This window comes from Nostoc flagelliforme FACHB-838 (assembly GCF_014698065.1).
GTDB lineage: Bacteria > Cyanobacteriota > Cyanobacteriia > Cyanobacteriales > Nostocaceae > Nostoc > Nostoc flagelliforme_B.
The window spans coordinates 13863-37403 of the sequence record NZ_JACJSI010000068.1 but is presented as its reverse complement, the minus strand read 5'-3'; the positions used below and the strand labels follow the sequence as shown (position 1 = coordinate 37403).

Genomic DNA, 23541 nt, shown 5'->3' with positions numbered 1-23541 from the left:
GGCATCTGGTTCACCGCCTTGGGTGTAAGCACAATGGCGTTCAACTTGAACGGTTTCAACTTCAACCAATCAATCATTGACTCTGAAGGTCGTGTGATTGCAACTTGGGCAGACGTAATCAACCGCGCTAACCTGGGTATGGAAGTAATGCACGAGCGCAACGCTCACAACTTCCCTCTAGATTTGGCTGCTGGTGACTTTGCTCCTGTAGCTCTAACCGCTCCTGCTATCAACGGTTAATCATAATCGAAGATAAGCTCTTGACGCTAATCCATAAATAAAAGACGCTCTCCCTTTCGGGAGAGCGTTTTTGCATTGGGTTAATTGCTCTTAACCTTTTCCCCAAACTAAATTCCGAGTTAAAAGTGCAAAACTTGATAAGTATTGTGGCACTGGACTCTTTTTTGAAATGCAAAATGATGAGTGTTGCATCAAAACTAGAGGGCTATAGTTGAGAACTTAGGCAATATATTATCAAAAAGTAAATTTTACGGGTAATAATTGCTAGCAGCGCAGATAATTGCCTGAAAGCTCAAACTATAAGGAAAAGCCAAGAATGATTTTACACAGTGGACGTAAGGTAGTAACCGCTTTGTTGCTGTCAGTGGTACTACTGACAACAGCCTGTAGTCCAAAAGCACCTGGACGTTTTGACCAAGCGCAAAAAGAAAGCACTCAACAGAGAAAGGGTCTTGCAGTGGCTAAAACTGCAACTCAGGGTAGCGAATTTAATAAATTTTTTCCTAGTGCAGGTGATGGCTATCAGCGCGTCTATAACCAAGAGAAAAAAGGCTTTGCGGAAGCAAAGTTGAAAAAAGGCGGTAAAGATATAGCATTACTATCTATTTCTGATACTACCGGCACACCTGCGGCAGCAAAGTTCTCGAAAAGCACCAAAAAAATTGGTGGTTATCCTGCAATAGAAGTTGGTAAAACGCAAACTGCAATTTTAGTAGGTAAGTACCAAGTAAAAGCACTTTCTCGTAGTTCGTCATTTACAGCTAGCGATCGCGCAGATTGGCTAGAGAAGTTTAATCTTAATGGTCTGGCTAAACTGAAATAATTTGCACTACAAACATTTAGATAACAAAACTTAGATAAGGAGATTTTTGTGAGCAAATCGATTGTTGATTTGGTTGATCAATTGCCAACTGGTGGCTTAACCATTTCTATGTTGAAGTCCCTTGATTTTGTTGCTCCTGGAGAGTGGCAAAATACTGTCGGCTTTGTCAACACCATTAAAGTTGTCACTGGCGAAGACGACGAAGATTTAATTCAGCAAATTGGTGAAAGAGCGATTTATTTATTCAACGACAAATCGCAAGGATACCAAACAGCCTTATGGTTATATCAAACCGTTGATGGTACAGATAAAGCACTTGGTGCAGCAGCTTTAGCTAACAAAGTTGGCGAGAAAATTCCTTTGTTGGGTTTCTTAAACTCTGTTACTCCTAAACCTGATAAGGCCCAAACCATAGATTTGACATTGAAATTAGTTGCTGAGTTAATAGCCTTCTGTCAAATTAACGGTATTCCTGGAGATAGTATTGGGGATTTTGTCGCCTCTTTGGGTGAGTATAGTGGTGAGTCACTCATCCGTATGGTGGCATTAATTTGCGTTGATGGTTTGATACCCCTAGGCCCAGACTTCATCAGCAAAGCAATATCTGGGCTTAATCAAATAAATCCACAGGAATTAGAAAAAAACTCGACTTTCCAAAATATCAAAGATGTGATTCCAGGGAGCAATTCTGGTAGTAAACTCAACTTTATCGGCGAAAGCTTTGACTCAGTTAAAGGTTGGATGAGTGGGTTAGTTTTTGCCAATAATTTAACGCCACAAAAGGTTGTCCATCACTTGCAAAGCTTTGCCGATATTGCCGATGATAAGTTAGACTACCTCGCGGCGTTCCTAGATGTCGCAACAAATTATTATGAACACACCGGCACGCAAACTTTAGCACATCGCTTAATTGAACGGGCGGTAGCTGAAATTTAGGTTGATGGGGGCTGGAGACAATACTTCATGCCCCATTTCAATTAGGGTAAACGCAAATCTGCTGCGATCGCATACAAGTAAGGTTGAAAAATAGCTAAGTTTTCCAGTTTATCAAACTTACCTGTTTGCGAACCTGGGTCAAAGGCAGTGGTAATTACGTAAAGTTTACTGCCATCAAAGGCAACATGACCGATATGTTGCTCTTGTACTCCACCTTTTTCTTTGAGTCCGGCAAACCCATAGCGGATTCCCTGAAGTTTACCAATAGGTACTGCTTGCAGTGGATAGGTTAAGAAAGTAATCTCTTTTCCATATTCACCCTGACGGTCTTTCGCAAAAGCAGCGTAGTGGTCTTCAGCCCAAGTCTTTAGTACTGATAATACTTGGGTTTGGTATTTGGAATTTTGGTAGTCCGCTTGAGAACCAGGTGGAATACCAGCTGCTACAAGCTTTTTTTGGAAATCTTCATTGCTTGCTAGGGGGTAAACGTTAATTTCAACAGTACCCAAAACTTTCCCTTTGGAAGAGACACACAACAGGGGTGCATTTCCCTCACAAGCCGCAACTTGCCAGTTAGTTGGAGGCGCAGTATTTCCCAGGATTTTCTGCCAGATATTTCCCTCATTTGGGTTGGCAAGTTTTGCAACAGCAGGGGGTTTTACTGCTTTGCGTGGAGAAAATTGGGGGAGAACAAATTTTGCTCCCACTGGTATTGACACTAGCAAAATAGAACCTAGTAATAAATGATAAAGTCGTAACATTTTCCTAAAAATCTAGAGTTAAGGATTTATGAGTGATGAATCGGTTCACTATGAACTAGGATTTTATTGTATGTTTAATTATTTACTTCATGCACTTGAAAATATATACACCTAGTAGCGCTCAAATCAAATACAGGTCTACTAAGAACAGTGCTATTTTATGTATGCGTAATTATTTGTGGCGAAATACAAAATAAAATATTCCAGCAGAGTGCAGCCTTTGGCTTTATCTGCTGGAGACTCTAAATGTGAAATTTTCAGGAACCAACTTTAGTAGCGATTATTGTTGCGGCGGGCATTATTAGCGCCACCCCAGCTACCACGAGGAGAACTGCTTCTTTCCTCACGAGGTTTAGCTTTGTTCACTTTCAAATCACGTCCCATCCACTCAGCACCATCAAGTGCATCAATGGCAGCTTGTTCTTGGGTGTCTGATTCCATTTCCACAAAAGCAAACCCACGCGGCCGGCCTGTTTCCCGATCTGTGGGTAATTGAACACGATTTACTGTTCCGTATTCTGCAAAAGCCTGCTTGAGGTCTTCTTCTGTAACCTGATAGGACAGGTTTCCGACGTAAATTGACATAGAAATCTCCGAATTCAGGGAGTGTAGAGACTTAAATTCGGAGAGACGGTTTTTAGAAATCAAAACGAGTTACTCAACCGAAAATAATCTTTATGTCCATGAGTGTAACACAGCCTCCAGTCTTTGAATTAGCCCTGCTCAAACTGCGCTAAAATCCTTTCTGCTTCCTTACACAGCAGTTCGTGATATTCACCGTTACTAGCCAGCAAACCTCCCCATTGATTGATATCACCAGTGTTATACTGCAACGGAGTACTGTCGAAGTGGGTAAACTTACCACCAGCTTCTGTTAAAATTAGTTCGGGGGCTGCTATATCCCAATCTTTGGGCGCAGACTTGCCAGAAAGGGAAATGTAGATATCTGCCTGTTGCTCAATAATGGTGGCGATTTTGCAGCCGACACTACCCACAGATTTCTGATTTTGACAGGGTAAGTTTTCTAGTAGGTAATCTAAGCGTTGGTTACGGTGAGAGCGACTAACGACTAAGGTTAAATCCTCAACTCGTTTGCCTGACGAGACTTGTAAAGGGAGAGATCCATCGCGGGTTTCTACAAATGTCCCTCCGCCTTTGGTAGCGTAATATAATTTTTGAGCCTCTGGTACTGCCACCACTGCCAACACTGGGCGGGTTTCCTTGACTAAAGCAATGTGAACCGCATAATCTCCAGTTTTTTGGATAAAGTCTCGTGTGCCATCCAAAGGGTCGATTATCCATACCCAAGGTGCAGAAGGCTGTGCTACACCGCTTGGCGATTGGTAAGTTTCTTCACTGATATAAGCAAAATCTTCGTTACCTAAAGTTGCTTGTAGCCTCTGCAAAATGTATTGACTCACAGCTACATCGGCAACAGTAACAGGCTCATTCTGTTTATATTGTACTTCTAAATTAGGGTCTTTAGCGGTTCCGTGATAATACGATCGCAGTATCTCTGCTGCGCCCCAACCTACCTCACGAGCGATCGCTAATATTTCTTGTAAGTCTTTCATTAATTTGACCTGAACTAAAAATATGTATAAGCGTGATTAGGTTAGCACAGCGGTGCATTCCTACTTTAAATCCATCCAGCGCCGGGTACCAAAAAATTTACACGAATCAGCAGCAATATTAGCTGCTAGTCCTAGTGCATCAGTAAAACTTTCCCTTAAAATGTAATTACAGAAAGCACCGTGAAAAATATCTCCAGCCCCCAATGTATCAACCGCTTGAATCTGCGGCACATCTACGATACCAGTTTTAGTGCAACTCAAGTATTCAATTGGTTTTTGTCCGTGGGTAATGGCGATGTGAGGAATATTAAATCCACTCAGGTAGGCAAAAACGTCTTCTCCAGTCTGGCAGTTAGGGGGATAAAAATTAGCCGAACAGATGGCATAATCCACGAAAGGCAGAATTTGCTCAAATCCAGGTTTCCAGCTACCACCATCAATTACTATTGGGATATTCTTGGTTTTAGCTATTTGGGCTATGGCATAACTAACCGCCATCTGATGCCCATCAATTAGTACTATATCGACATTTGGGAAAATATTCGGCGGAACAGATGCGCTGCTGGCTTGAGTTTTCACAGCATTGATGGAAACTACAGCTCGTTCACCCGTAGCTTGAGTAACAATGATTGAAGAGACAGGCGGTGCTAAATCAGTGGTAGGCTCAAGGTCTGCGATCGCAACTTTGTAATTCGCCAAATCACCTCGAATTAGCTGTGTCATGGGATGAGAACCCACTACACCCAAGACTGTAGCCTGATTTCCTAAATGGCTGAAAGTCACAGCCGCGTTTGTAGCTGGGCCACCTGCGGCTACAGTATAGTCAGTAGCGACAATCTTTTGATTATTCTTAGGGGCAGAGTCAGCAAGGTAAATCAAATCTAAGGTTACTAAGCCTACAAATAACCCACGAGCCGATTTTAGATTTTTAATTTTGGATTTTAGATTATCCATTTATCATTTATGTTCGTATAGGTGCATAAATTATTTTTAACTCCTGCACAGACGCGATGCATCGCGCCTCTACAAACTCCTAATTCTTGCTCATGCAAACCGATCCAAAACCAGGAACACTTTACGTTGTCGGCACACCAATAGGCAATCTGGAAGATATAACCTTTCGGGCGGTGAGAATTTTACAGACTGTAGATATCATTGCTGCGGAAGACACGCGTCATACTGGGAAATTATTACAGCATTTTCAAGTTAAGACTCCCCAGGTAAGTTACCACGAACATAATCGTACCAGCCGCATCCCAGAATTATTAGAGCATTTAGTTAACAATAAAGCGATCGCTCTGGTGAGTGATGCTGGGATGCCAGGTATTTCCGATCCTGGATATGAACTGGTGAAAGCCTGCATTGAGGCGGGAATTTCAGTAGTTCCCATTCCTGGCGCTAGTGCAGCAATTACGGCATTGAGTGCAGCTGGATTACCAACGGATCGGTTTGTCTTTGAAGGCTTTCTCCCGGCGAAAAGTCAACAGAGACAAGAACATTTAGAATCTCTGCAAACAGAATCTCGCACATTGATATTCTACGAATCGCCCCACCGTTTGCGAGATACTTTACAAGATTTAGCTCTTGTTTGGGGAAGCGATCGCCAAATTGTGCTAGGGCGAGAGTTAACGAAATTATATGAGGAATTTTGGCGAGGGACAATTGCCGAAGCGATCGCTCACTACAGCCAACGAGAACCCCAAGGTGAATATACATTAGTAGTGGCGGGAATTCCAGCTAGTCAGCCTCAACTGACAGAAGAGGAATTGAAAGCCGAATTGAAGCAGTTAATTAGTCAGGGAATATCGCGATCGCAAGCTAGCCGTCAGTTAGCAAAATTTACCTCCCTTCCCCGTCGTCAGCTTTATCAACTAGCTCTTTCTATAGTCGTCAATCCTGAATCTTGAATTCCTAATATCGCTCGCTTTTTTGAAAATCCCAAATTCACTCAAAATAAACGTATAGGCTTTGTTTGTAACTTGGAACTAAGTGAGCTTACCCGATCAACGACAGAAATCATGTATTTGTAATCTGGTACTTGTCCATTGGGTACATACCCCACCTCTTGAGCTAAACCTGAAGGCACATCACTCATTACTTTGCGAATAAACTCTTGACGGTTAAGTTCTATATTCGGCCCAATCAAGACCATACCTAACGGTACATAGTGAGGGTCTTTAAATAGGATGCGGAATTCGGTTTGACCCAACTGTGAACCGTAGAGACTCAATTCTGCCTCCGAAACAGCACAAGCAGCAGCTTTCCCTTGAGCGACTAATTCTAGTGCGGCTTTAGGTGTGGGTGCAAATAGTATGTCAGCTAATGTTGTACCATAAAGATTGTAAAGGGGAAGATAATATCCTGTTGCTGAACCTAACTGCCCTAAAGCCACTATTTGCCCTTGCAGCTGTTTCAATTCGGTGATCTGATTCTCTTTGCGAACAACGAAAATGGAACGCAAATTACTAATACCTATTAAAGGAAATAGGGGAACATATTGGTGACGTGCGATCGCAATTGCCGCTAAACCTGGTGGAGCAAATACCAATGACCAAGCACGAGCCTCAAGGCGTTCAACCGCTCTATTTTCATTAAAAACAGGCTCTAGCTGAATATATGCATTAGTTTTTTCACCCAAATAATTATTGAATTTAGCAAATTGGTTAATTATCTGTTCGCCTCCACCGTAGTTGATAACGCCGATAGTTAGCGTACCCTCAAACGGTTTTGGTTGGCAGGCAACAAATGTCAAGCCTAGCAGATGAAACAGAAATAACCGACGGGAAAATCGCAAATACATCGCTAATTATGGTTAAGGAAGTAACTTGGCTTTCAGGACTAATTTAGATTAAGTTTCACTGCTGCCTAAATAGGTTATATTGCAGTCAAAATTTAATATTTATTTAAATTTTCTTAAGATGCCTTTTAACAGGTATAAATAAATATTAGACAAACTCAGATACCACCTTCGTTTGTTAAGTTATGTTGAACAATATTGCGTTAAAAAACTTAAAAATAGGCGCTAAATTTAACTTACTTTTAATATTAGTTTTCATCGTCAGTATTTTGGGAAGTGGCGTTGCCTTATCCAGTGTACTTCAAGGGAGAGCGCAAAATGAAGTAACTTCTCAAGCGCAGATTCTCATCCAAATGGTGAACGCGGTTAGAGATTATACACAAAATCGGATAGATCCCTTATTAGAACCTCGACTAGAAACTAACCCAACATTCATCCCTGAAGTAGTACCAACTTTTTCTTCTAAAGAAGTTTTTGAGAATTTTCGGAAAAAGTTTGAATATAAAAACTTTTTTCATAAAGATGCAACACTTAATCCAACTAATTTAGCGGATAAAGCTGATAAATTTGAAACTCAACTTGTAGAGCGTTTTCGTCGCGAACCCAATACTTTAGAAATTACAGGGTTTCGTAACTTGTCACAAAACGAAGTATTTTACATTGCGCGACCACTAAAGATTACCCAAGCAAAATGCTTACGATGCCATTCTACACCAGATCAGGCTCCTAAAACTCAGTTGGCAACTTATGGCTCAGAAAATGGTTTTGGCTGGCAACTTAATCAGATTGTTTCTGCTCAAATAATCTCTGTTCCTTCTCAAGAGATTTTTGCCAATGCGAAACGGACTTGGATATTGATAATGGGACTTTTAATTACAATCTTTGCGATCGTAGTTTTCTTAATTAACTTTTTAATCAAAAAATATGTGATTCTGCGTATCAGAAGAATAGAGAAAATTGCCCAAAAAGTTAGTGTTGGTGATATGAGCGCAGATTTTGAAGAAAGCTCTAATGATGAAATTGGCGGGTTAGCAGAAGCATTTAATCGGATGAAAGCTAGCTTAAAAATAGCTATGGAAATGCTGAATAATCAAAGCTAATAATTCGTAAGCTGTACTGTAAAAGTCTATTTTATATACGCAAAAATAGGTGTAGCGCAAGTATTTTTTTGCTAACGTGAAGACGGAACCTCTTGCAAGTAGAGCATAACGCACCAAATATTTAAGAATGGAGTGATCGCACCTCAAGTTTTTCTTTTATGGCGATCGCTCTATTTTCACTTAGACTTTTGTTGTAGGTGCGTTGTCGCCAAGCGCAACGCACCGAACCACGATCAATAATACTCTGCGATCGCCCCTCAAGTTTCCCTCAAGAGCTTACCGTTCGCGTAGCGTCTCGCAGAGAAGGTATCGCGCCATCTTGAGTTAAGCTTTACCCTGGTTTTGTCCTTAACCGAGAAGTATTGGGAGTATGCGAACTCCTAATATAATTCGTAATTCACGGACAAAAAAACCCAATATTTAAAAAACTAAGAAAGTAGACGCTGCTGAAATTGTAAAGCTTTTTGAGGGTCGGGTATATGTGATGCTAAAATTTCCACAAGTTCTGCACGAGAAATTTGTCCAGAAGATTTAATAGCTTTTTGAACTAAAAACTTAGCTATTGGGCCAATTAAATCAGCTAATTCCCGTTCGCATTGATGCACAAAATTATCGCTGATTACTTGATGTTCTTGACTAGGTAAATTATTTGACTTAATTTCCGATTTAACAGTAAGTTCCTGTATGAAAGTAGGTTTTTCTAAGAGGAACATTGTTTTTTTCTTAAAATCAATTTGTTGATTTCCTCGAAGATGAACGGCCAATTGATTAATTAGTTCTTCAAAGTTGGGCGATGATGCCGCAACTTGCCGTAGTAATCTTGAGGCAACAGGGCCGACAAATTCCAAAAGAATTGTTTCCAAGCGAGTGTAATTTTCCGCAGACAGGATAGAAGTATGCGGATATCCAATTGAGTTTTGTTGAGAAAACGAAGCTTGAGGCGGTTGTGTAAAAGATGGTGGTTGAAGTGATTGTGCTTCTATTTTAGTATTGAGGTGATTAAGCGCCCGGAGAACTTCAGCCGCAGACTGATAGCGCTGTTTGAAATGGTGTAGAACCATCTTAGATAGCACAGATGCCAACTCAGGACTGACGTTAGCTTGATGCTGCCAATAAATTTCTCCTGTATCTGGCTCTTCTTCAAAGTTTATCGGATGTAACCCCGTCAGCGATTGAATACCAATAATACCCAAGGAATAAATATCGCTATTGGGGCGGGGCTTGCCTTGCCCCTGTTCTGTAGACATATATCCTGGGGTGCCAATGATAATAGTAGCCCCCGTATATCCTGGCATTGTAACTAGTTGAGTTTGAACTTGTTTAACTGCCCCAAAGTCAATCAGCACTAGCTTACCGTCTTGTTGCCGCCTGATTATATTGTCTGGCTTAATATCTCGATGGATAACGTTGTGGCTGTGAATAAATTGCAGAATATCCAACACCTGTTGGAGCAGTTGAATTACTTTCGCTTCTGTCCAAGGTTGATTGGGGAACAGTTCTGCTTTCAGGGTATGCCCTTCAATGAACTCTTGCACCAAGAAAAACTCTTGGTTATCTTCAAAATAGGCTAAAAGCCGAGGGATTTGATCGTGGTTGCCCAGTTGTTCTAGTGTTTCTGCCTCACTGGTAAATAGCCGTCTGGCAGTTTCGAGAAATTCAGGGCTGCGAGTCACGGGCTTAAGGTGCTTGACAACGCATTTGGGAAAACTAGGTCGGTGGGTGTCTTGGGCAATGTAGGTTTGACTGAATCCTCCTCCACCTAACACTTGAAGGACTTGGTAACGTCCGTCTAATAATTGTCCTAACATTGTGTCCCTTGCCTTAAGTCCTCAAATTAATCTTGGCACAACTACCAGCTTTGGTAAGGTTTATTGAAAAATAAAGTAGCTAGGTAGTGCTTAAATTTCAAGGTTTTTGAGGATTCTACTACAAGTTCATACTCCTAAACTCCAAATTGGTTTGTAGCAATATTATTGTTCAAGCTTTAATTCCCTAGAAATCGACAATGCCTCAACTTTTAAAGTAGTTGTTGGTTGAGAGATTACGCTAACTTCTCCTAGTGGAATTTTATCTACAAAATAAGTAATTCCCCTAAAGCTCAATTTATGGGCTACTGGTGCTGGAGGAGTTTCCCCTGATTTGGAATTTGGATCAACACAATAGTTAATGCCACGGTACATCAGATTATAAGCAGGCCCGATTTGAGGAGTTGGTCGAAACGGCTGCTGTGTTTTTTTGCTGCCAACTTTGTTGGGGTCATATTCATAGCTCAGACCACGATAGTAAAGTTTCATAATTTTCGGCTCCTAAATAACTGTTGTTCAACAATAACAATGACTTATCAGAGGTTAATTGGAGAGTTATGCAAGAGCTAAGAGACTTCCAACTAAAATAAATGTCCCATCGCTGTGTAAGCAGGAGGAGCAGGGGAAGCAGAGGAAGCAGGGGAGGAAGAATCCGATCATCATCTTCGCTCTAAAATTGGATAATTTAATTTCTGGAAATCGCTAAAGTAAATTTGTAGTTTTTGAGGAACTGGTTAAAGGATTAGTCGTCTAGAGTAAAGAGTTATTGGGCATTGAAGTTATTCTTCCCCTGCTCCCTCTACCCCTACCCCTTCCCCACCTCCCGTATGCTTACCCTTTTCATTCGGGGGTTACGTGGTTAACAATGGGTTGAATGTTTTTTAAAGGATTCAACCTTATGGCCAGAACTCCAAATGAATATGCCGTATACCTCCTATTGGAAAGCGGCCACCGAGAAGAAGTACGTTTTCCTACTATTCAAGAGTTTCAGAAGTGGTATAGTAGCGAACTTGTGCCAAAATCTGCTTCTAATGACTTTATTAGCGTGCCGATCAAAAATATTCAAGGGGAATATATGGTAATACGCCCTTCTCGGATCGTGGCAATCCGAGTAGAACCCGTTTTTAGTTCCAGTGTTGAAAGATTCAACTAAATGATGAGAAAAACCCTTGCTTTGCTTTCCTTAAGTCTGGGAATTGCCGTTGTAAATCCTCTTTGGTCGGCTGTTGCTCAAGTTCCTATTTTACTGCCCCTGCCAATACCGACTACTCCTGATCTCCCACCTCTGCCAGTACCAACCACTCCTGAGATAACGCCACCGCTAAGACCAATCGCTATCGGCAGCGATTGTACGCTTCAGCAGAATTGTTTGGGATGGGATGACCAAATTTTTTGGGGTCAAGGGGGTAAAAGAGGCGATCGCAACGCGCTGTTGGCTTCCATTGATAACAGTCTGCTTTACCTAACAAAGAAAGAGGCGATCGCAGCATATCAAAATTATCCGATGAAGGAAATTACCCTTGATCGCGTCCGCCGGAGTTTGCTACGTTTCCGCCAACTGGTTCTCAGTTCTAAGTCAGCAGCGCAATTACAAGCCGCTGTCCGCCGAGAGTTTATCTTTTACCAGTCTGTAGGCAACGATGGTAACGGTACTGTTAAGTTCACTGCTTACTACGAACCTGTTTACACCGCTAGCCGTGTCAGAACTGCAATATATAAATATCCTCTTTATCGGCTACCACCCGATTTTAGCCAATGGTCGAAACCCCACCCAAAAAGAATTGATTTGGAAGGGAAGGATGGTTTAAAAGGGAATAAGAGCAAATTGCGCGGTTTAGAACTGCTTTGGTTCCGCGATCGCCTAGACGCATACATGGTACATATCCAAGGTTCTGCCCAAATCAAATTAACTAATGGCAAAACAACATCAGTTGGCTACGCAGGTGGAACTGATTACCCCTGGACTAGTATCGGTAAAGAATTAGCGAAAGATGGCAAACTTCCACTAGCAGGATTGACAATGCCACGTCTAATTAGTTATTTCCGGGGAAAGCCGCAGGAGTTGAGCAATTATCTGCCACGCTGGGAACGATTTATTTTCTTCCAAGAAACAAGCGGTAGACCAGCTACTGGTAGTATTCATGTGCCAGTAACAGCAGAACGTTCCATTGCCACAGATAAGTCTCTCATGCCACCGGGAGCGCTAGCGCTGATTTACAACTCATTTCCCTATCCTGCCAGTGGTGGCAAACTAGAGAAGCGTACTGTCAGCCGCTTTGTGCTTGATCAGGACACAGGAAGCGCCATCAAAGGCCCAGACCGGGTGGATTATTTTATGGGGTCTGGTAAACTAGCAGGCGATCGCGCTGGCATCACAGGCGGTAATGGTTCATTATATTATTTGCTGCTCAAAGAATAGGCATTGGGCAGAAGAGGCAGAGGGGCAAGGGGCAGGGGGAGAATTAAAATTACCTCTTTTTTTCCCCTCTACTCCCCATTCCCTATTCCCCATTCTCCATTCCCACCTAATACGGCGGATAAGCAAAATCATCTTCATCAGCATAAACGTAAGAGTTGGAAACTCCTGCCATTGCCAATTTAGGCGTTTCTGATTTTACAGGTTCCTTCCCAAAATCTTTGTATTCTTCAAAAGTCTTGCAAATCATTGCAGACTCAAGAGAATCGGAAGCAATTAAATATTGGGTTAATGTCCCTACCGTAGGATGTTTATAGTCTACGGTTGAAGCTACCAGAACTGTATTTGGTTCAATCCCTCTTTCTTCACACTCAATAATCGGGCAAAAAATCCCGTGAGCGTGGAACAATGGGCCTTTTGGTGTCAAAGGTTGCTTGCGGTAAATAGCATAAGTTTTTTCTAGTTCCGCGACAAATCCACTAGCTACTTTGCCTTGTTGATATTCGCAGTAGGTTTTGCTAAAACTCGCTCCGGCAGCACCATTAAGTGTTAGTTGTAGTGGTGATTCATGTAAAAATTTTTGATTTTCACCCACTATAAAAATTAGATAGCGAGTAAAGGTTTTAAATTTAAGTTTGTCGGCTAAAAAAGCATCATAATTCTCTTTGAGCGTACCAAGTTTAAGACCACTTTCCCGGTCTTTAACAGACAATGGCCCCCGACGCACTATAACCAAGCGTGGAGTAGCGGTAATAAAGACTGTTTCGACTCCAGAGGTAAATTCATGCTCCACTTGCTGCCAATTATCATCTGGCACAAAGCCGACAGCATTAGCATTATCTAGCTTAATTGCCAAACCGTGTGATTGTATCCCATCTGTGCCATACCGAGGATTAATCATCTGACACCAGGGTATGACTTGAGAAGGCGGTGCATTGAATTTCTCGTCTTCAAAGTCGAAATTAGCAGATGCTTTCATCGTTTTAGGCTATCAAAGTGTTTTATTGAACAAGTTTATCGGCAGAAGGGCGAACGTGCCGTCAAACTGGCGTAGTAGTTTTTCCAGATTAAGGCAGAATCAATGTATGTTGCAATCCCTATTTCATTTTGTAACAACAGATCCTCATTGAAACAGTGTTGGACACTCAGCACTTATTGCCCAGTATTATTTCGGTGAACTCAAAACAGCCAGAGTGTTCAAATCAGGCACTTCTAAGTCAGGTTGACTTACTGCTGATCCTCCTTTTTGATTTGCTCGACGGTTTACCCAAACTGTTGATAGTCCCAGAGACTTGGCTGTAGCAATATCGTGATATACACTAGCAGCAACGTGTAGTATCTGCTCTAGCGGCAAATCAATTCTCTCAATAGCCAGTCTGAAGTTATTTAAAGAGGGTTTGTAGCTTTTTGCCTGTTCTGCTGTGATTATCTGGTCAAATTCCACCTGCAAGTGCTTTGCCGAGAAAGCAAAGAGATCGTCATCTACATTTGAGATAATGACTAGCTTAAACTTTTGCTTTAAAGCTCTAAGTGCCTTAACTGTATCGGGGAAAGGCAACCAATCCTGAATCGAATCAGCCAGTAGATTTAGTTCGTCACCAGTTGGCTCAAAGTCAAATCCTTCACCAAATTTCTGGACTACTCCCTTCAAAACTTCCCGATATTTGATATAATCCCCTTTTTCCAACTCTGCTTCAAATTCAGCAAAAAGTTCTAGAATTTGATTGTCATCCAAATTAGTGTTGTGTGCCAGCAAAAGTGGCTTTAGCACTCGTAAGATACCGTTCTCCCAATCAATCAGGGTTCCATAACAATCGAAAGTTAAAGCCTTATACTGATTGAAGTCCATCAATTTTTTATACTCCAGAGCTTGATTCATTCTGTTCAGTTTTCACAAACAAAAAGACGAGTGAACCCATCTGCGTTGGCGCAGCCCGCCGCAGGCATTGCTATACCCTCTAGTGTTGATATCTTTGAAAATTTTTGCTATCTCTGGGCAACGCACAACTTCTCGGCTACCATTCGTGAGACTTTAAGACAAATACATTTTTGTCAATTAGTAATATTTATGGGAATTTGCTAAGAGGATGTTTGAAAAGTCCTGTTGTTGGTAGCAAAAAGTTTTAGATCCCCCTAAATCCCCCTTAAAAAGGGGGACTTTGACTCAGGTTTCCCCCTTTTTTAAGGGGGGTTAGGGGGGATCTAAAAGTGCCTAAAGTCACAGCAAAACACTTTTCAAACAACCTCTAAGATAGCGTGTTTTGAATTAACTTTGTACTGAATTCTGAGGCAAGAATGAATAATGCTTTAAAATGTGACGCGTAGGCTAGCAAAAACCGTAGGCATCGGTTGCCCAAAAATTATGTTGAATAGCGCAAATTTTAGCATAATTTTAAGTAAAATTACTTAATCAAAAAAAATTCGATATCTTTAAACTCTCACCGATGCTCGGCTGCTCAGACATTGGCAAAGCGAACCACCAAGGTCGTTTTACCGTTAACACCTGCATTAAAGAGCAGTGCTAAGCGACATTTTATGGGTGTTATCCAAAAAAAATGATATTACACTGATATTACGATATTACTAAGTTTAGCGTGTGGGATAATATTACTCCCCAGGGGCAATTATTCCTAAGTATAGTTTGTATGGATATTCAATTTCAGGATACACAAGCCGATACCACTGAATCATTAAACTCAACTAAACAGCTATTTGATAGCAAGTTATCCGCAACTTTTTCGGTAGCAGAGGCAGTGGTAAAAATCCTGAAAGATATGGGGGTGCAGTATGCCTTCGGTGTTTCGGGAGGCGCGATCGCGCCAGTGTGGGCTGCATTACATCAAAGTCCCATCCAGGTGCTGCACTTTCGGCATGAAGCCGGAGCAGCTTTTGCGGCCATTGAGGCGCATTTTGCTAGCGATCGCCCGGTTGTGGTATTCACTACCACAGGGCCAGGGATCACTAACGCTTTAACAGGGCTGTTAGCTGCCCGTTGGGAGGGTGCTAAGGTGATTCTCGTGTCAGCTTCAACATCAGCAACACAAAGGGGACGTTGGGCTTGCCAAGAAACTAGCACTTACACTATGCCTTGCACAGGTATTTTTACTTCCGGGCAAATATTCAATTATGCAACTACTCTCGAATCCAGTGATGAACTTACAGAGGTTTCTCGAAGGCTTGCGCTTGGGCTAGGACAACCAGGAGGGTTCGTAGCTCATATAAGTATTCCAACAAATATCCAGACAAGTTCACTAAAAACTTCGTTGCCACGAATTACTCTCTCTCAGAGTCTGGCAACAGCAAGTGAAGAAACAATCGCAGAATGTGTCCGGTTACTGTCTGAGGGGCCCTTTGCCATCTGGGTCGGTTTCGGGGCACGGGGTGCTGCAAAAGAAATTCGTCAGCTTGCCGAGAGAACAGGGGCTGTAGTGATGTGTTCACCACGAGCTAAAGGTATTTTTCCTGAAAATCATCCCCAGTTTGTCGGCGTCACTGGCTTCGGTGGGCATGAGTCTGTTTTTAGGTATATGCAGGAGTATCGCCCCTTACGCACTTTAGTTCTGGGAACACGCTTAGGCGAACGCACATCACTCCTGCTCCCCGTAATGGTACCCTTGCGAGGCTTTTTACATGTTGACATCGACCCAGAGATACCAGGAACTGCATATCCATCTGCTGAGACTTTTGCCATTCCGTCTGACATTAGAGTGTTTATGAAGGGTCTGTTGAAACACTTTTCGCAGCATCCTATTCAGTTGACAAAACCGATGCTACCTAGATATGAACACAGTACAATCAATCCACGTACACACGGAAAAGTGCGTCCCGTAGTGCTTATGGATGCTATTCAAAGACTGATTGTTGAGGGAAGTGATGTATTGGTAATGGCCGAATCAAGCAGTTCGTCAGCTTGGGGAAATTATATGCTGCGGTTTGCCAAGCCACATCGTTACCGAAACTGTAGCGGTTTCGCGTCTATGGGGCATATTACTACTGGCGTTGTCGGTGCGGCACTAACTCGTGGTGGTAAAGCGCTCGCCATTGTTGGTGACGGTGCCATGCTGATGAATAATGAGATCAGCACAGCTGTGAAGTACCAAATTCCAGTTGTCTGGATAGTACTTAATGACGGACACTACAATATGTGCGATCGGGGGATGGCAATGTTGGGCTTCCAGGGTGTGGATGCAGAAATTCCACAGACCGATTTTGTGAAGATTGCTTGCGGGATGGGAGCCGATGGTATCCGTGTCGAGAGAGAGACTGACATCCAGGCTGCTTTAGAAAAAGCAATGGTAGCGATCGCTCCGTTCGTGATTGATGTGGTCATTGACGCTACTCAGCCTGCACCAATTGAAAGTCGTATTCGGAATTTGATTACCCAGAGCGAAACTAATTATTGCTACTAAACTTATTGAGAGTGAAAAGAAATTCTTTATGTCACAATACCCAGTAGGTATTCGTTCACTTGCATTGACTCTACCCAGCATTAGACGTACCAACGATTACTATAGAGACAAATATCCAGAATTAGTTGAACAGGCGGAGCAAAAAAGCTTGGCAAGGTTGTTTTCGCTTGCTGGCTCCACCCCGATCAATGAGTTTGATTTAGAGATGACACCCTATCTATCAGATCCCTTTCGTGGTACTATTGAGCGATATGTACTTGGTGAGGGCGAGTCGTCGCTGACGCTGGAGTGTCAAGCAGCAAAGAATGCCCTTCAAGCAGCCAAGCTTTCACCCGATGACATCGATTTAATGCTAGTCGCATCGATTTGGCCTGAACAAGTCGGCTTTGGCAATGCAGCGTTCCTTGCCGGACAGCTTGGCTTGAAGGGTGCAGCCTGGAATCTTGATGGGGCGTGCGGAGTTACCCCAGTTGCACTACAAACCGCCTGTGCTTTAGTGCGAGCAGGAGATTACCGCAATGTGTTAGTGGTCATCTCGTGTACTTACTCTCGCTTTTTTGATGAGGACGATACTGTATCATGGTGCATGAGTGACGGTGCTGGAGCTTTTGTGGTCAGCTCACTTGAAGGAGATCAGGGTGTGCTTGGAACAAAGACAGTTCACACATCTGTATTATGTGACACTCTAATACCTCAACTGACTGAGGACAAGCATGGTCATCCGCAGTTCCGTATGAAGATAGGCAAGAGCGCAAACCGATTATTCCGCGAAATGTCTGTAGATCTTCTCCGTACGTGTTGCGAGGGTGCTGTTGCTTCTGCTGGCATAACTTTTGAGGAAGTAGACTTCTTCCTTTTCAATACAGCCACTGCTTGGTTCGCAAACTTCTGCACGCGCGTACTGGGAATTAAGCAAGAGCGTACAATCAATCTCTATCCACAGTATGCAAACGTTGGGCCAGTACTCACTATAGTCAATATGTACTATGCTGCACTGCTAGGAAAAATTCGTGAAAATGACTTGGTTCTTATCTATGGATTCGGTGTAACTGGTGTTGCCTCTGCAAGTGTGATGCGCTGGGGCAAGGTGGCGTTAAACCCTGCCCCTATAAATACAATTGAATCTGACTTAGCAGTGACAGGTTCTAGAGACAGGAGTAAAACTTCGTGTTAAGGATGTTTACCAATATTTAAAGTTTATTTGAATAGTTGCCTGTGAAGAAACAAATTCTTGCGACCGGAATTTTTATTTTATCTCTCATCTGTCCGCTCAAAGTTTCAGCGCAGAATAATGACGAGATTTATGTCTTTGGTGATAGCCTCTCTGATATAGGCAATGTATTTAATGCCACAGGCGGAATAATTCCTCCAAGTCCAACTTACTTTAATGGACGTTTTTCCAATGGCCCAATTTGGGTGGAATATCTCGCCTTAGATTTAGGATTAAAGTTGAATCTAAACACTGACTTTGCCTATGGTGGTGCAACCACAGGGTCTAAGAATATTGGTATTGCTAGTTTACCAGGATTGCAGCAACAGATTAATAGCTTTACATTAGCAAATCCTTCTGCAAATTCTAACGCCCTCCACGTTATCTGGGCTGGTACGAATGATTATTTAGATTACTTTTTTGATGTTATTCCTAATCCTACCCAAGCAGTTAACAATTTATCAATGGCTGTGACATCACTTGCTGCTGTTGGTGCTAAAAACTTTGTAGTAGTTAACTTACCAGATTTAGGAAAGTTTCCAGTTACAGGCGGCAATAATCAAGATTCTAGTTTACTAAGCATTTTTACCAATGTACACAACTCCAGTTTAACTGCAAATCTCAATTTTTTGAGCCAGCAACTCAGTCCTGATATCAATATTATTCCTCTTGATGTCAATTCTCTATTCAATAGAATCATCGCGGCTCCAGGAGAATTCGGTTTTGCAAATGTTACCGAACCTTGTGTTGGAGACTTATCGGTAGTGCCTATTAATGTGCCCAAGCAGCCAGTTGCTTGTGAAGCAGATAAGTTTTTATTTTGGGATCAAGTCCATCCTACAACTTCCGCTCACAAACTAATTGGAGAATTAGCTTTCTCAGCCGTGAAGCCAATACCTGTATCCGAACCTTCTGCTGTATTAGGAATGTTAGCTCTTGGTGTTTTAGGTGCAGTTGGGTACGCGGTTGAAAGATACAAAGATGAGCGTCAAGTTAGGGTAAAAATTCTACTTATGCCTGTTTTACAAGTTCTCGATAGCCAAAGTTCAGAGTCCTGAATTAATAATGTAACTCTTGAGATAAAAGTTATGGGGATTAAGTTTGAGAAAATCCTTATATGGGGACGTTCTGCTGAAGAATACACCAAAATGTTTGGTTTAACTCTTGAAGATAACAAACTGAAAATTATTGACTGTGCAGGTGGGCCTGCAAGCTTTAATGTTGAGATGACCCGTAGAGGAGGCAACGTTGTCTCTTGCGATCCCATTTACAAATTCAGTAAAACTGAGATTGCTCAACGCATCCAAGAAGCTAATTGTGAAGTCATGAATGCGGTGCAAGGAAATCCAGATAATTTTGTTTGGCAGGATATTCAATCGCCAAGCCAGCTACTAAACATTAGAAGATCCGCAATGCAGGAATTCATTGAAGACTTTTCTTTAGGAATTCAGGAGAAACGTTATGTTATAGGTGAACTGCCTACTTTACCATTTACTGATCGACAATTTGATTTAGCCTTGTGTTCTCATTTTTTATTTATCTATTCTGAACAGCTATCTGAAGAGTTCCATCTTGCTTGTATTACAGAAATGTGTAGAGTTGCTATGGAGACACGCATTTTTCCACTGCTAGACACATCTGGGAAGCCATCTCCATTTTTGCTGCCAGTCATCAACCAACTGCTCAAGCAGGGATATGAAGTACAAATTAGACAAGCATCCTATGAATTTCAGAAGACTGGAAATAAATTCTTACGTGTATTAAGAACCTGATTCTTGAAAAAATAATTTACTTGGTTATATCATAATTTAGACTTATTGAAACTTAAAACAGAGTAGGATTATTCTTCGGTAACAACTGCTCCTAAAGCTTTCAAAGAGCCTTTTTGAGCTTCTGTTATACCTGTAATAGCAGTAATGTTTATACCTTCATAGGGCCTTTGACTTCTCAAAGTTTTTATGCACTCACTAGTGTTTATATCCCAAATCTTAATAGTGTCATCTTGACTACCACTGGCTAGGATTTCACCAAGAGGACTAAAGGCTACCGACCAAACTAATTCTGTATGTCCCCCCAAACTTTTAAGGCATCGACCAGTGTTAATGTCCCACAGTTTTACACTTTGGTCATCACAACCACTTGCAAGTATGCAACCATCTGGACTAAAAGCAGTTGAGTATATAGAACTAGAATGTCCCTTCAGAGTTTGAATGCATTGCCCAGTGCTGACATCCCACAACTTCGCCGTTTGATCGCTACTGCCACTAGCTAGTACACGACAATTAGGACTGTAGGCAATTGACCAGATCAAGTTATCATGCCCTTTCAGAGTTTGAATGCATTGCCCAGTGTTGACATCCCACAACTTTACCGTTTGGTCGTGACAGCCACTTGCCAAAGTCTGACCATTTGGATTGAAGGCGACAGACCATATTCTATCCGTATGCCCCTCTAATACTTGAATGCAGTGCCCAGTGTTGACATCCCACAACCTCACTGTTTGGTCATCGCTACAAGTGGCAAGGATCTGACAGTTTGGACTGATAGCAACTGATGTGAGCCAGTTACTATGCCCTCGCAAAGTTTTAAGACATTTCCCAGTTTTAATATCCCACAACTTAGCCGTCTGATCCTCACTGCCACTAGCAAGGATAAGATCATTGGAACTCAGTGCAACCGATGTAACTCGATTAGTATGCCCTCGTAGAGTTTTGATACACTGACCGCTAATAATGTCCCAAAGCTTCACCGTCTGATTACCACTCCCGCTAACAAGCATTTTACCATCAGAACTGAAACAAACTGACCATATTCCATTACGATATCCTTCCAAGGATTTAAGGCATTTACCTGTGCTCACATCCCACAGCCTAACCGTTTGGTCATCGCTGCCACTTGCAAGTGTGCGACTATCTTGATTAAAAGCGACTGACCACACCCTGCTATTATGTCCTTGTAAGGTTTTGAAGCAATTGCCAGTACTGATATCCCACAGTTTCGCTGTTTTGTCGTCACTTCCACTTGCCAGTGTATTACCGTCCAAACTAAAAATAACTGAATTTACACAGTCAGTATGTCCTTGTAAAGTCTTGAGGCATTGACCAGTGGCAATATCCCACAACTTCACAGTTTGGTCATGACAGCCACTAGCTAAAGTTTGACCATCTGGACTGAAGGTAATTGACCAGATTCCACTGCTATGCCCATGTAAAGTCTTGAGGCATTGACCAGTGGCAATATCCCACAACTTCACAGTTTGGTCATGACAGCCACTAGCTAAAGTTTGACCATCTGGACTGAAGGTAACTGATGAGACTCGACTATTGTGTCCCTGCAAAGTTTTGAGGCATTGACCAGTGGCAATATCCCATAACTTTACCGTTTGGTCTTCACTTCCGCTGGCTAGCAAATGATCTTCAGCACTAAAAGCAACCGACCAAATCCCACCGCAATGCCCATGTAAAGTCTTGAGGCATTGACCAGTGGCAATATCCCATAACTTTACAGTTTGGTCTTCACTTCCGCTGGCTAGAATATGGCCTTGATAACTAAAGGCAACCGACCAGATCCAACCTGTATGTCCCTTGTAAGAGAGCAATTGCTTTCCATCTACAACCTGGTACAAACGAATTTCATTATTAGTATCGCCCGTAGCTAATAATTGTCCATCTGGGCTGAATGCCACCGAATGAATACCTCCTAGTGTTTCAGCAAAAACACACTTAGCTAGATCGGCGTGAGCAAAATTTACATTGTATAAATTTATACTACGCATATCTGCTTGCCAAACAGTCAGATAAGAAAAATCATAGCCACTTAAATCTGTTTCTAAATGACAAAGCAGATTCAGAATATTGCCAGCCGTATACCCTGGTTCTAACGGCGATGTTTCTCGGAGTTTTACTAAAAGTTGAGTTAATTTATTTTCAATGTTTCTTTTACTTCTTAAAACATTAAGCAATCCATCTATAACTGGTTTGATAATGAGACGAATTTGAGTATCTTTAACATAGTCTTTACCCGTCGCCTTCATCAAGGCATGACATCTGAATAAATCAATATTCTGAGTAATAATCTCTTCACAGATGTTTTCGATCAAGCTACTAGTCATATACTCCATAACTACAGGCTGGAGCGTAAAAGATGATCTAGTTTTTTCAATGAGCGTAGGCGTAGCCTTCTCAATTAGCGATCGCCTTCCTAAAGATTCTACAGCCTCTAGTAATTTAGCTTGAGGTATTGATGATATAAGATCTTCTCTCAATTCTGAGAGTGTAATTGGCTCACGATTAATCGCTAGCCAATACATTATTTCCTTTTCTAAATCTGACAAGCGCTCAAACTGCTGCTCTAAAATATCGCGAATATCTCCAAAAACAGACGTATTTTGTTGCAAAAAATCAGTCACATTACCATCAAAGATATCTTGAACGGTTGTGGCAACTATCTTTAAGGCTAATGGATTGCCTGCATAACGTTCAATCATTACTTTCCATTCATCCTCTGCCGCTGATAGCCCCTTGAGTTTTAAGATTTCTTGCCCTTCTGCAACTTTTAAACCATTCAGTAGTAAAGAGCGAACAGGTAGCGCTTGTCCTTCTAGCAATGCCACCTCTCTAGGTTTTTCCCGACTAGTCAGCACTAAGCAGCTTTGGTGAGTTGCTTCTCCTACCCGTCTTAAAAGCTCACCATATTCCTCATATCCTTCTCGATAAATTCCGGCACGGCTAGCACTGCGGAGAATTGACTCTACATTATCAAGGATTATTAAACAGCGATGATTTTCTAAATAATAGAGTAGTCGCGACACCCTCTCACTAAAGTTTTCTGGTAAGTTACCTTCTGTTTCGTGTTCGTCAGATAGAAATTGGATTAGATTACCGAGAATAATTTTGACAGGGGGGGCTTCTCTTAGCGATCGCCAGATCACATACTCAAAGTTGCCTTGAATTTGTTGAGCAAATTTTACAGACAGCGCCGTTTTACCAATACCTCCTATTCCCAATAGCGCTACCAATTGGCAGTGTTCATTAAGAATCCATTCTTCTAGGGTATTAAGTTCTTCTATACGTCCATAAAAAGTTGAGTTAAAGATAGCTTCGCCCCAATATAGACGGGTATTTGAGCTTGAGTAGTCACTTTTTTCTATTTTTAAGTTAAAAGCTAAGAAAAGCTTTTCAATGGTCTGTTTATCAACTCCTCCTTCCCGATTCATTACTTTAGAGATAGTAGCAGAATATAAGCCAGAGCGTGCGCTCATTTCTTCAAGAGTGTATCTATTTCCAAAATTTTCCTTAGCTTCTGACTGATGCTTTGCTTCTTTAATTTTTTGTAAACCCTTGTTAGTAAGTGCAACGCCACGCTTGCGTCTCCAATTCTGTAAAGTCATGTATTAACTCACTGTTCGTGTAATCTATCTTGAATTAAAAAGAATTATCTACTAGGTTGCTATAGACATGAGGTGATAGTC

20 protein-coding genes and 1 pseudogene are annotated in these 23541 nt (G+C 41.8%); 11 read left to right on the top strand and 10 right to left on the bottom strand.

Translation table 11 applies throughout. The annotated features are described in order from the left end of the window. From H6G97_RS25395 to H6G97_RS25385, 3 genes and pseudogenes are all read left to right on the top strand, one after another. A pseudogene (locus H6G97_RS25395) lies at positions 1 to 240 on the top strand (photosystem II q(b) protein); the annotation flags it as partial. A 316-nt stretch (positions 241 to 556) separates the two neighbouring features. Beyond that, the gene (locus H6G97_RS25390; protein WP_190943383.1) at positions 557 to 1063 is read left to right on the top strand and encodes a hypothetical protein; all 507 of its coding nucleotides are present in this window, start codon (positions 557 to 559) and stop codon (positions 1061 to 1063) included. A 48-nt stretch (positions 1064 to 1111) separates the two neighbouring features. Then, on the top strand, positions 1112 to 1999 hold the full coding sequence (locus H6G97_RS25385; RefSeq protein ID WP_190943382.1) for a hypothetical protein: 888 nt from the start codon (positions 1112 to 1114) through the stop codon (positions 1997 to 1999). Between the two features lie 41 nt (positions 2000 to 2040). Here the strand turns inward: H6G97_RS25385 and H6G97_RS25380 are convergent, their stop codons facing one another. The 4 genes from H6G97_RS25380 to H6G97_RS25365 all read right to left on the bottom strand — a co-directional run bounded on the left by H6G97_RS25380 (position 2041) and on the right by H6G97_RS25365 (position 5288). Continuing rightward, positions 2041 to 2760, bottom strand: coding sequence for a hypothetical protein (locus H6G97_RS25380; protein WP_190943381.1), 720 nt, complete (start codon positions 2758 to 2760; stop codon positions 2041 to 2043). A gap of 270 nt (positions 2761 to 3030) precedes the next feature. After that, positions 3031 to 3345, bottom strand: coding sequence for an RNA recognition motif domain-containing protein (locus H6G97_RS25375; protein WP_190943380.1), 315 nt, complete (start codon positions 3343 to 3345; stop codon positions 3031 to 3033). A 128-nt stretch (positions 3346 to 3473) separates the two neighbouring features. Continuing rightward, positions 3474 to 4334: a 3'(2'),5'-bisphosphate nucleotidase CysQ family protein gene (locus tag H6G97_RS25370; protein WP_190943379.1), complete on the bottom strand. Its 861-nt coding sequence runs from the start codon at positions 4332 to 4334 to the stop codon at positions 3474 to 3476. Positions 4335 to 4394: 60 nt separating this feature from the next. Further along, positions 4395 to 5288 (bottom strand): sugar kinase, encoded by an 894-nt coding sequence (locus H6G97_RS25365; RefSeq protein WP_190943378.1) that lies wholly within the window; start codon positions 5286 to 5288, stop codon positions 4395 to 4397. A 92-nt stretch (positions 5289 to 5380) separates the two neighbouring features. Between H6G97_RS25365 and rsmI the strand changes: the two genes are divergently transcribed. Then, a complete protein-coding gene (gene rsmI / locus H6G97_RS25360) occupies positions 5381 to 6241 on the top strand; it encodes a 16S rRNA (cytidine(1402)-2'-O)-methyltransferase (RefSeq protein WP_190943377.1) in 861 nt (286 codons plus the stop codon). 41 nt (positions 6242 to 6282) lie between these two features. Here rsmI and H6G97_RS25355 read toward each other — a convergent pair whose 3' ends face one another. Then, positions 6283 to 7134, bottom strand: coding sequence for a phosphate/phosphite/phosphonate ABC transporter substrate-binding protein (locus H6G97_RS25355; protein ID WP_190943376.1), 852 nt, complete (start codon positions 7132 to 7134; stop codon positions 6283 to 6285). 182 nt (positions 7135 to 7316) lie between these two features. Here H6G97_RS25355 and H6G97_RS25350 point away from each other — a divergent pair, with 182 nt between their 5' ends. After that, on the top strand, positions 7317 to 8231 hold the full coding sequence (locus H6G97_RS25350; RefSeq protein ID WP_190943375.1) for a Tll0287-like domain-containing protein: 915 nt from the start codon (positions 7317 to 7319) through the stop codon (positions 8229 to 8231). A gap of 428 nt (positions 8232 to 8659) precedes the next feature. Here H6G97_RS25350 and H6G97_RS25345 read toward each other — a convergent pair whose 3' ends face one another. After that, positions 8660 to 10039 (bottom strand): serine/threonine-protein kinase, encoded by a 1380-nt coding sequence (locus H6G97_RS25345; RefSeq protein ID WP_190943374.1) that lies wholly within the window; start codon positions 10037 to 10039, stop codon positions 8660 to 8662. Positions 10040 to 10201: 162 nt separating this feature from the next. Next, on the bottom strand, positions 10202 to 10525 hold the full coding sequence (locus tag H6G97_RS25340; protein WP_190943373.1) for a DUF4278 domain-containing protein: 324 nt from the start codon (positions 10523 to 10525) through the stop codon (positions 10202 to 10204). 409 nt (positions 10526 to 10934) lie between these two features. On the opposite strand from H6G97_RS25340, the gene H6G97_RS25335 reads away from it, so the two are divergent. Together H6G97_RS25335 and mltA are read left to right on the top strand one after the other, a co-directional pair. Further along, entirely contained in the window at positions 10935 to 11189 is a 255-nt protein-coding gene (locus tag H6G97_RS25335; protein ID WP_190943372.1) for a hypothetical protein, read from the top strand. A 3-nt stretch (positions 11190 to 11192) separates the two neighbouring features. Beyond that, positions 11193 to 12455, top strand: coding sequence for a murein transglycosylase A (gene mltA / locus H6G97_RS25330; RefSeq protein ID WP_190943385.1), 1263 nt, complete (start codon positions 11193 to 11195; stop codon positions 12453 to 12455). 106 nt (positions 12456 to 12561) lie between these two features. On the opposite strand, the gene H6G97_RS25325 is transcribed toward mltA, so the two are convergent. Both H6G97_RS25325 and H6G97_RS25320 read right to left on the bottom strand, forming a co-directional pair. Next, positions 12562 to 13431, bottom strand: coding sequence for a DUF5895 domain-containing protein (locus tag H6G97_RS25325; protein WP_190943371.1), 870 nt, complete (start codon positions 13429 to 13431; stop codon positions 12562 to 12564). 186 nt (positions 13432 to 13617) lie between these two features. Continuing rightward, positions 13618 to 14331: a haloacid dehalogenase type II gene (locus H6G97_RS25320; RefSeq protein ID WP_242055207.1), complete on the bottom strand. Its 714-nt coding sequence runs from the start codon at positions 14329 to 14331 to the stop codon at positions 13618 to 13620. Between the two features lie 766 nt (positions 14332 to 15097). Between H6G97_RS25320 and H6G97_RS25315 the strand changes: the two genes are divergently transcribed. From H6G97_RS25315 to H6G97_RS25300, 4 genes are read left to right on the top strand one after another with little or no spacing between them, the layout of a single operon-like run. After that, on the top strand, positions 15098 to 16861 hold the full coding sequence (locus H6G97_RS25315) for a ScyA-related TPP-binding enzyme (RefSeq protein ID WP_190943370.1): 1764 nt from the start codon (positions 15098 to 15100) through the stop codon (positions 16859 to 16861). Between the two features lie 28 nt (positions 16862 to 16889). Continuing rightward, entirely contained in the window at positions 16890 to 18035 is a 1146-nt protein-coding gene (locus tag H6G97_RS25310) for a 3-oxoacyl-ACP synthase III family protein (protein WP_190943369.1), read from the top strand. A 41-nt stretch (positions 18036 to 18076) separates the two neighbouring features. After that, complete coding sequence (locus H6G97_RS25305; RefSeq protein WP_190943368.1) at positions 18077 to 19129, top strand: SGNH/GDSL hydrolase family protein; 1053 nt, start codon at positions 18077 to 18079, stop codon at positions 19127 to 19129. 30 nt (positions 19130 to 19159) lie between these two features. Then, a complete protein-coding gene (locus H6G97_RS25300; RefSeq protein WP_190943367.1) occupies positions 19160 to 19843 on the top strand; it encodes a class I SAM-dependent methyltransferase in 684 nt (227 codons plus the stop codon). A 68-nt stretch (positions 19844 to 19911) separates the two neighbouring features. Here H6G97_RS25300 and H6G97_RS25295 read toward each other — a convergent pair whose 3' ends face one another. Then, positions 19912 to 23460, bottom strand: a complete 3549-nt coding sequence (locus tag H6G97_RS25295; RefSeq protein WP_190943366.1) for a WD40 domain-containing protein — start codon at positions 23458 to 23460, stop codon at positions 19912 to 19914. Between the last annotated feature and the right edge of the window lie 81 nt (positions 23461 to 23541).

Coding starts and splice junctions, on each gene's coding strand:
- H6G97_RS25390 (WP_190943383.1), top strand. CDS start 557: ATGATTTTACACAGTGGACGTAAGGTAGTAACCGCTTTGTTGCTGTCA.
- H6G97_RS25380 (WP_190943381.1), bottom strand. CDS start 2,760: ATGTTACGACTTTATCATTTATTACTAGGTTCTATTTTGCTAGTGTCA.
- H6G97_RS25375 (WP_190943380.1), bottom strand. CDS start 3,345: ATGTCAATTTACGTCGGAAACCTGTCCTATCAGGTTACAGAAGAAGAC.
- H6G97_RS25370 (WP_190943379.1), bottom strand. CDS start 4,334: ATGAAAGACTTACAAGAAATATTAGCGATCGCTCGTGAGGTAGGTTGG.
- H6G97_RS25365 (WP_190943378.1), bottom strand. CDS start 5,288: ATGGATAATCTAAAATCCAAAATTAAAAATCTAAAATCGGCTCGTGGG.
- rsmI (WP_190943377.1), top strand. CDS start 5,381: ATGCAAACCGATCCAAAACCAGGAACACTTTACGTTGTCGGCACACCA.
- H6G97_RS25355 (WP_190943376.1), bottom strand. CDS start 7,134: ATGTATTTGCGATTTTCCCGTCGGTTATTTCTGTTTCATCTGCTAGGC.
- H6G97_RS25350 (WP_190943375.1), top strand. CDS start 7,317: ATGTTGAACAATATTGCGTTAAAAAACTTAAAAATAGGCGCTAAATTT.
- H6G97_RS25345 (WP_190943374.1), bottom strand. CDS start 10,039: ATGTTAGGACAATTATTAGACGGACGTTACCAAGTCCTTCAAGTGTTA.
- H6G97_RS25340 (WP_190943373.1), bottom strand. CDS start 10,525: ATGAAACTTTACTATCGTGGTCTGAGCTATGAATATGACCCCAACAAA.
- H6G97_RS25335 (WP_190943372.1), top strand. CDS start 10,935: ATGGCCAGAACTCCAAATGAATATGCCGTATACCTCCTATTGGAAAGC.
- mltA (WP_190943385.1), top strand. CDS start 11,193: ATGAGAAAAACCCTTGCTTTGCTTTCCTTAAGTCTGGGAATTGCCGTT.
- H6G97_RS25325 (WP_190943371.1), bottom strand. CDS start 13,431: ATGAAAGCATCTGCTAATTTCGACTTTGAAGACGAGAAATTCAATGCA.
- H6G97_RS25320 (WP_242055207.1), bottom strand. CDS start 14,331: ATGAATCAAGCTCTGGAGTATAAAAAATTGATGGACTTCAATCAGTAT.
- H6G97_RS25315 (WP_190943370.1), top strand. CDS start 15,098: ATGGATATTCAATTTCAGGATACACAAGCCGATACCACTGAATCATTA.
- H6G97_RS25310 (WP_190943369.1), top strand. CDS start 16,890: ATGTCACAATACCCAGTAGGTATTCGTTCACTTGCATTGACTCTACCC.
- H6G97_RS25300 (WP_190943367.1), top strand. CDS start 19,160: ATGGGGATTAAGTTTGAGAAAATCCTTATATGGGGACGTTCTGCTGAA.
- H6G97_RS25295 (WP_190943366.1), bottom strand. CDS start 23,460: ATGACTTTACAGAATTGGAGACGCAAGCGTGGCGTTGCACTTACTAAC.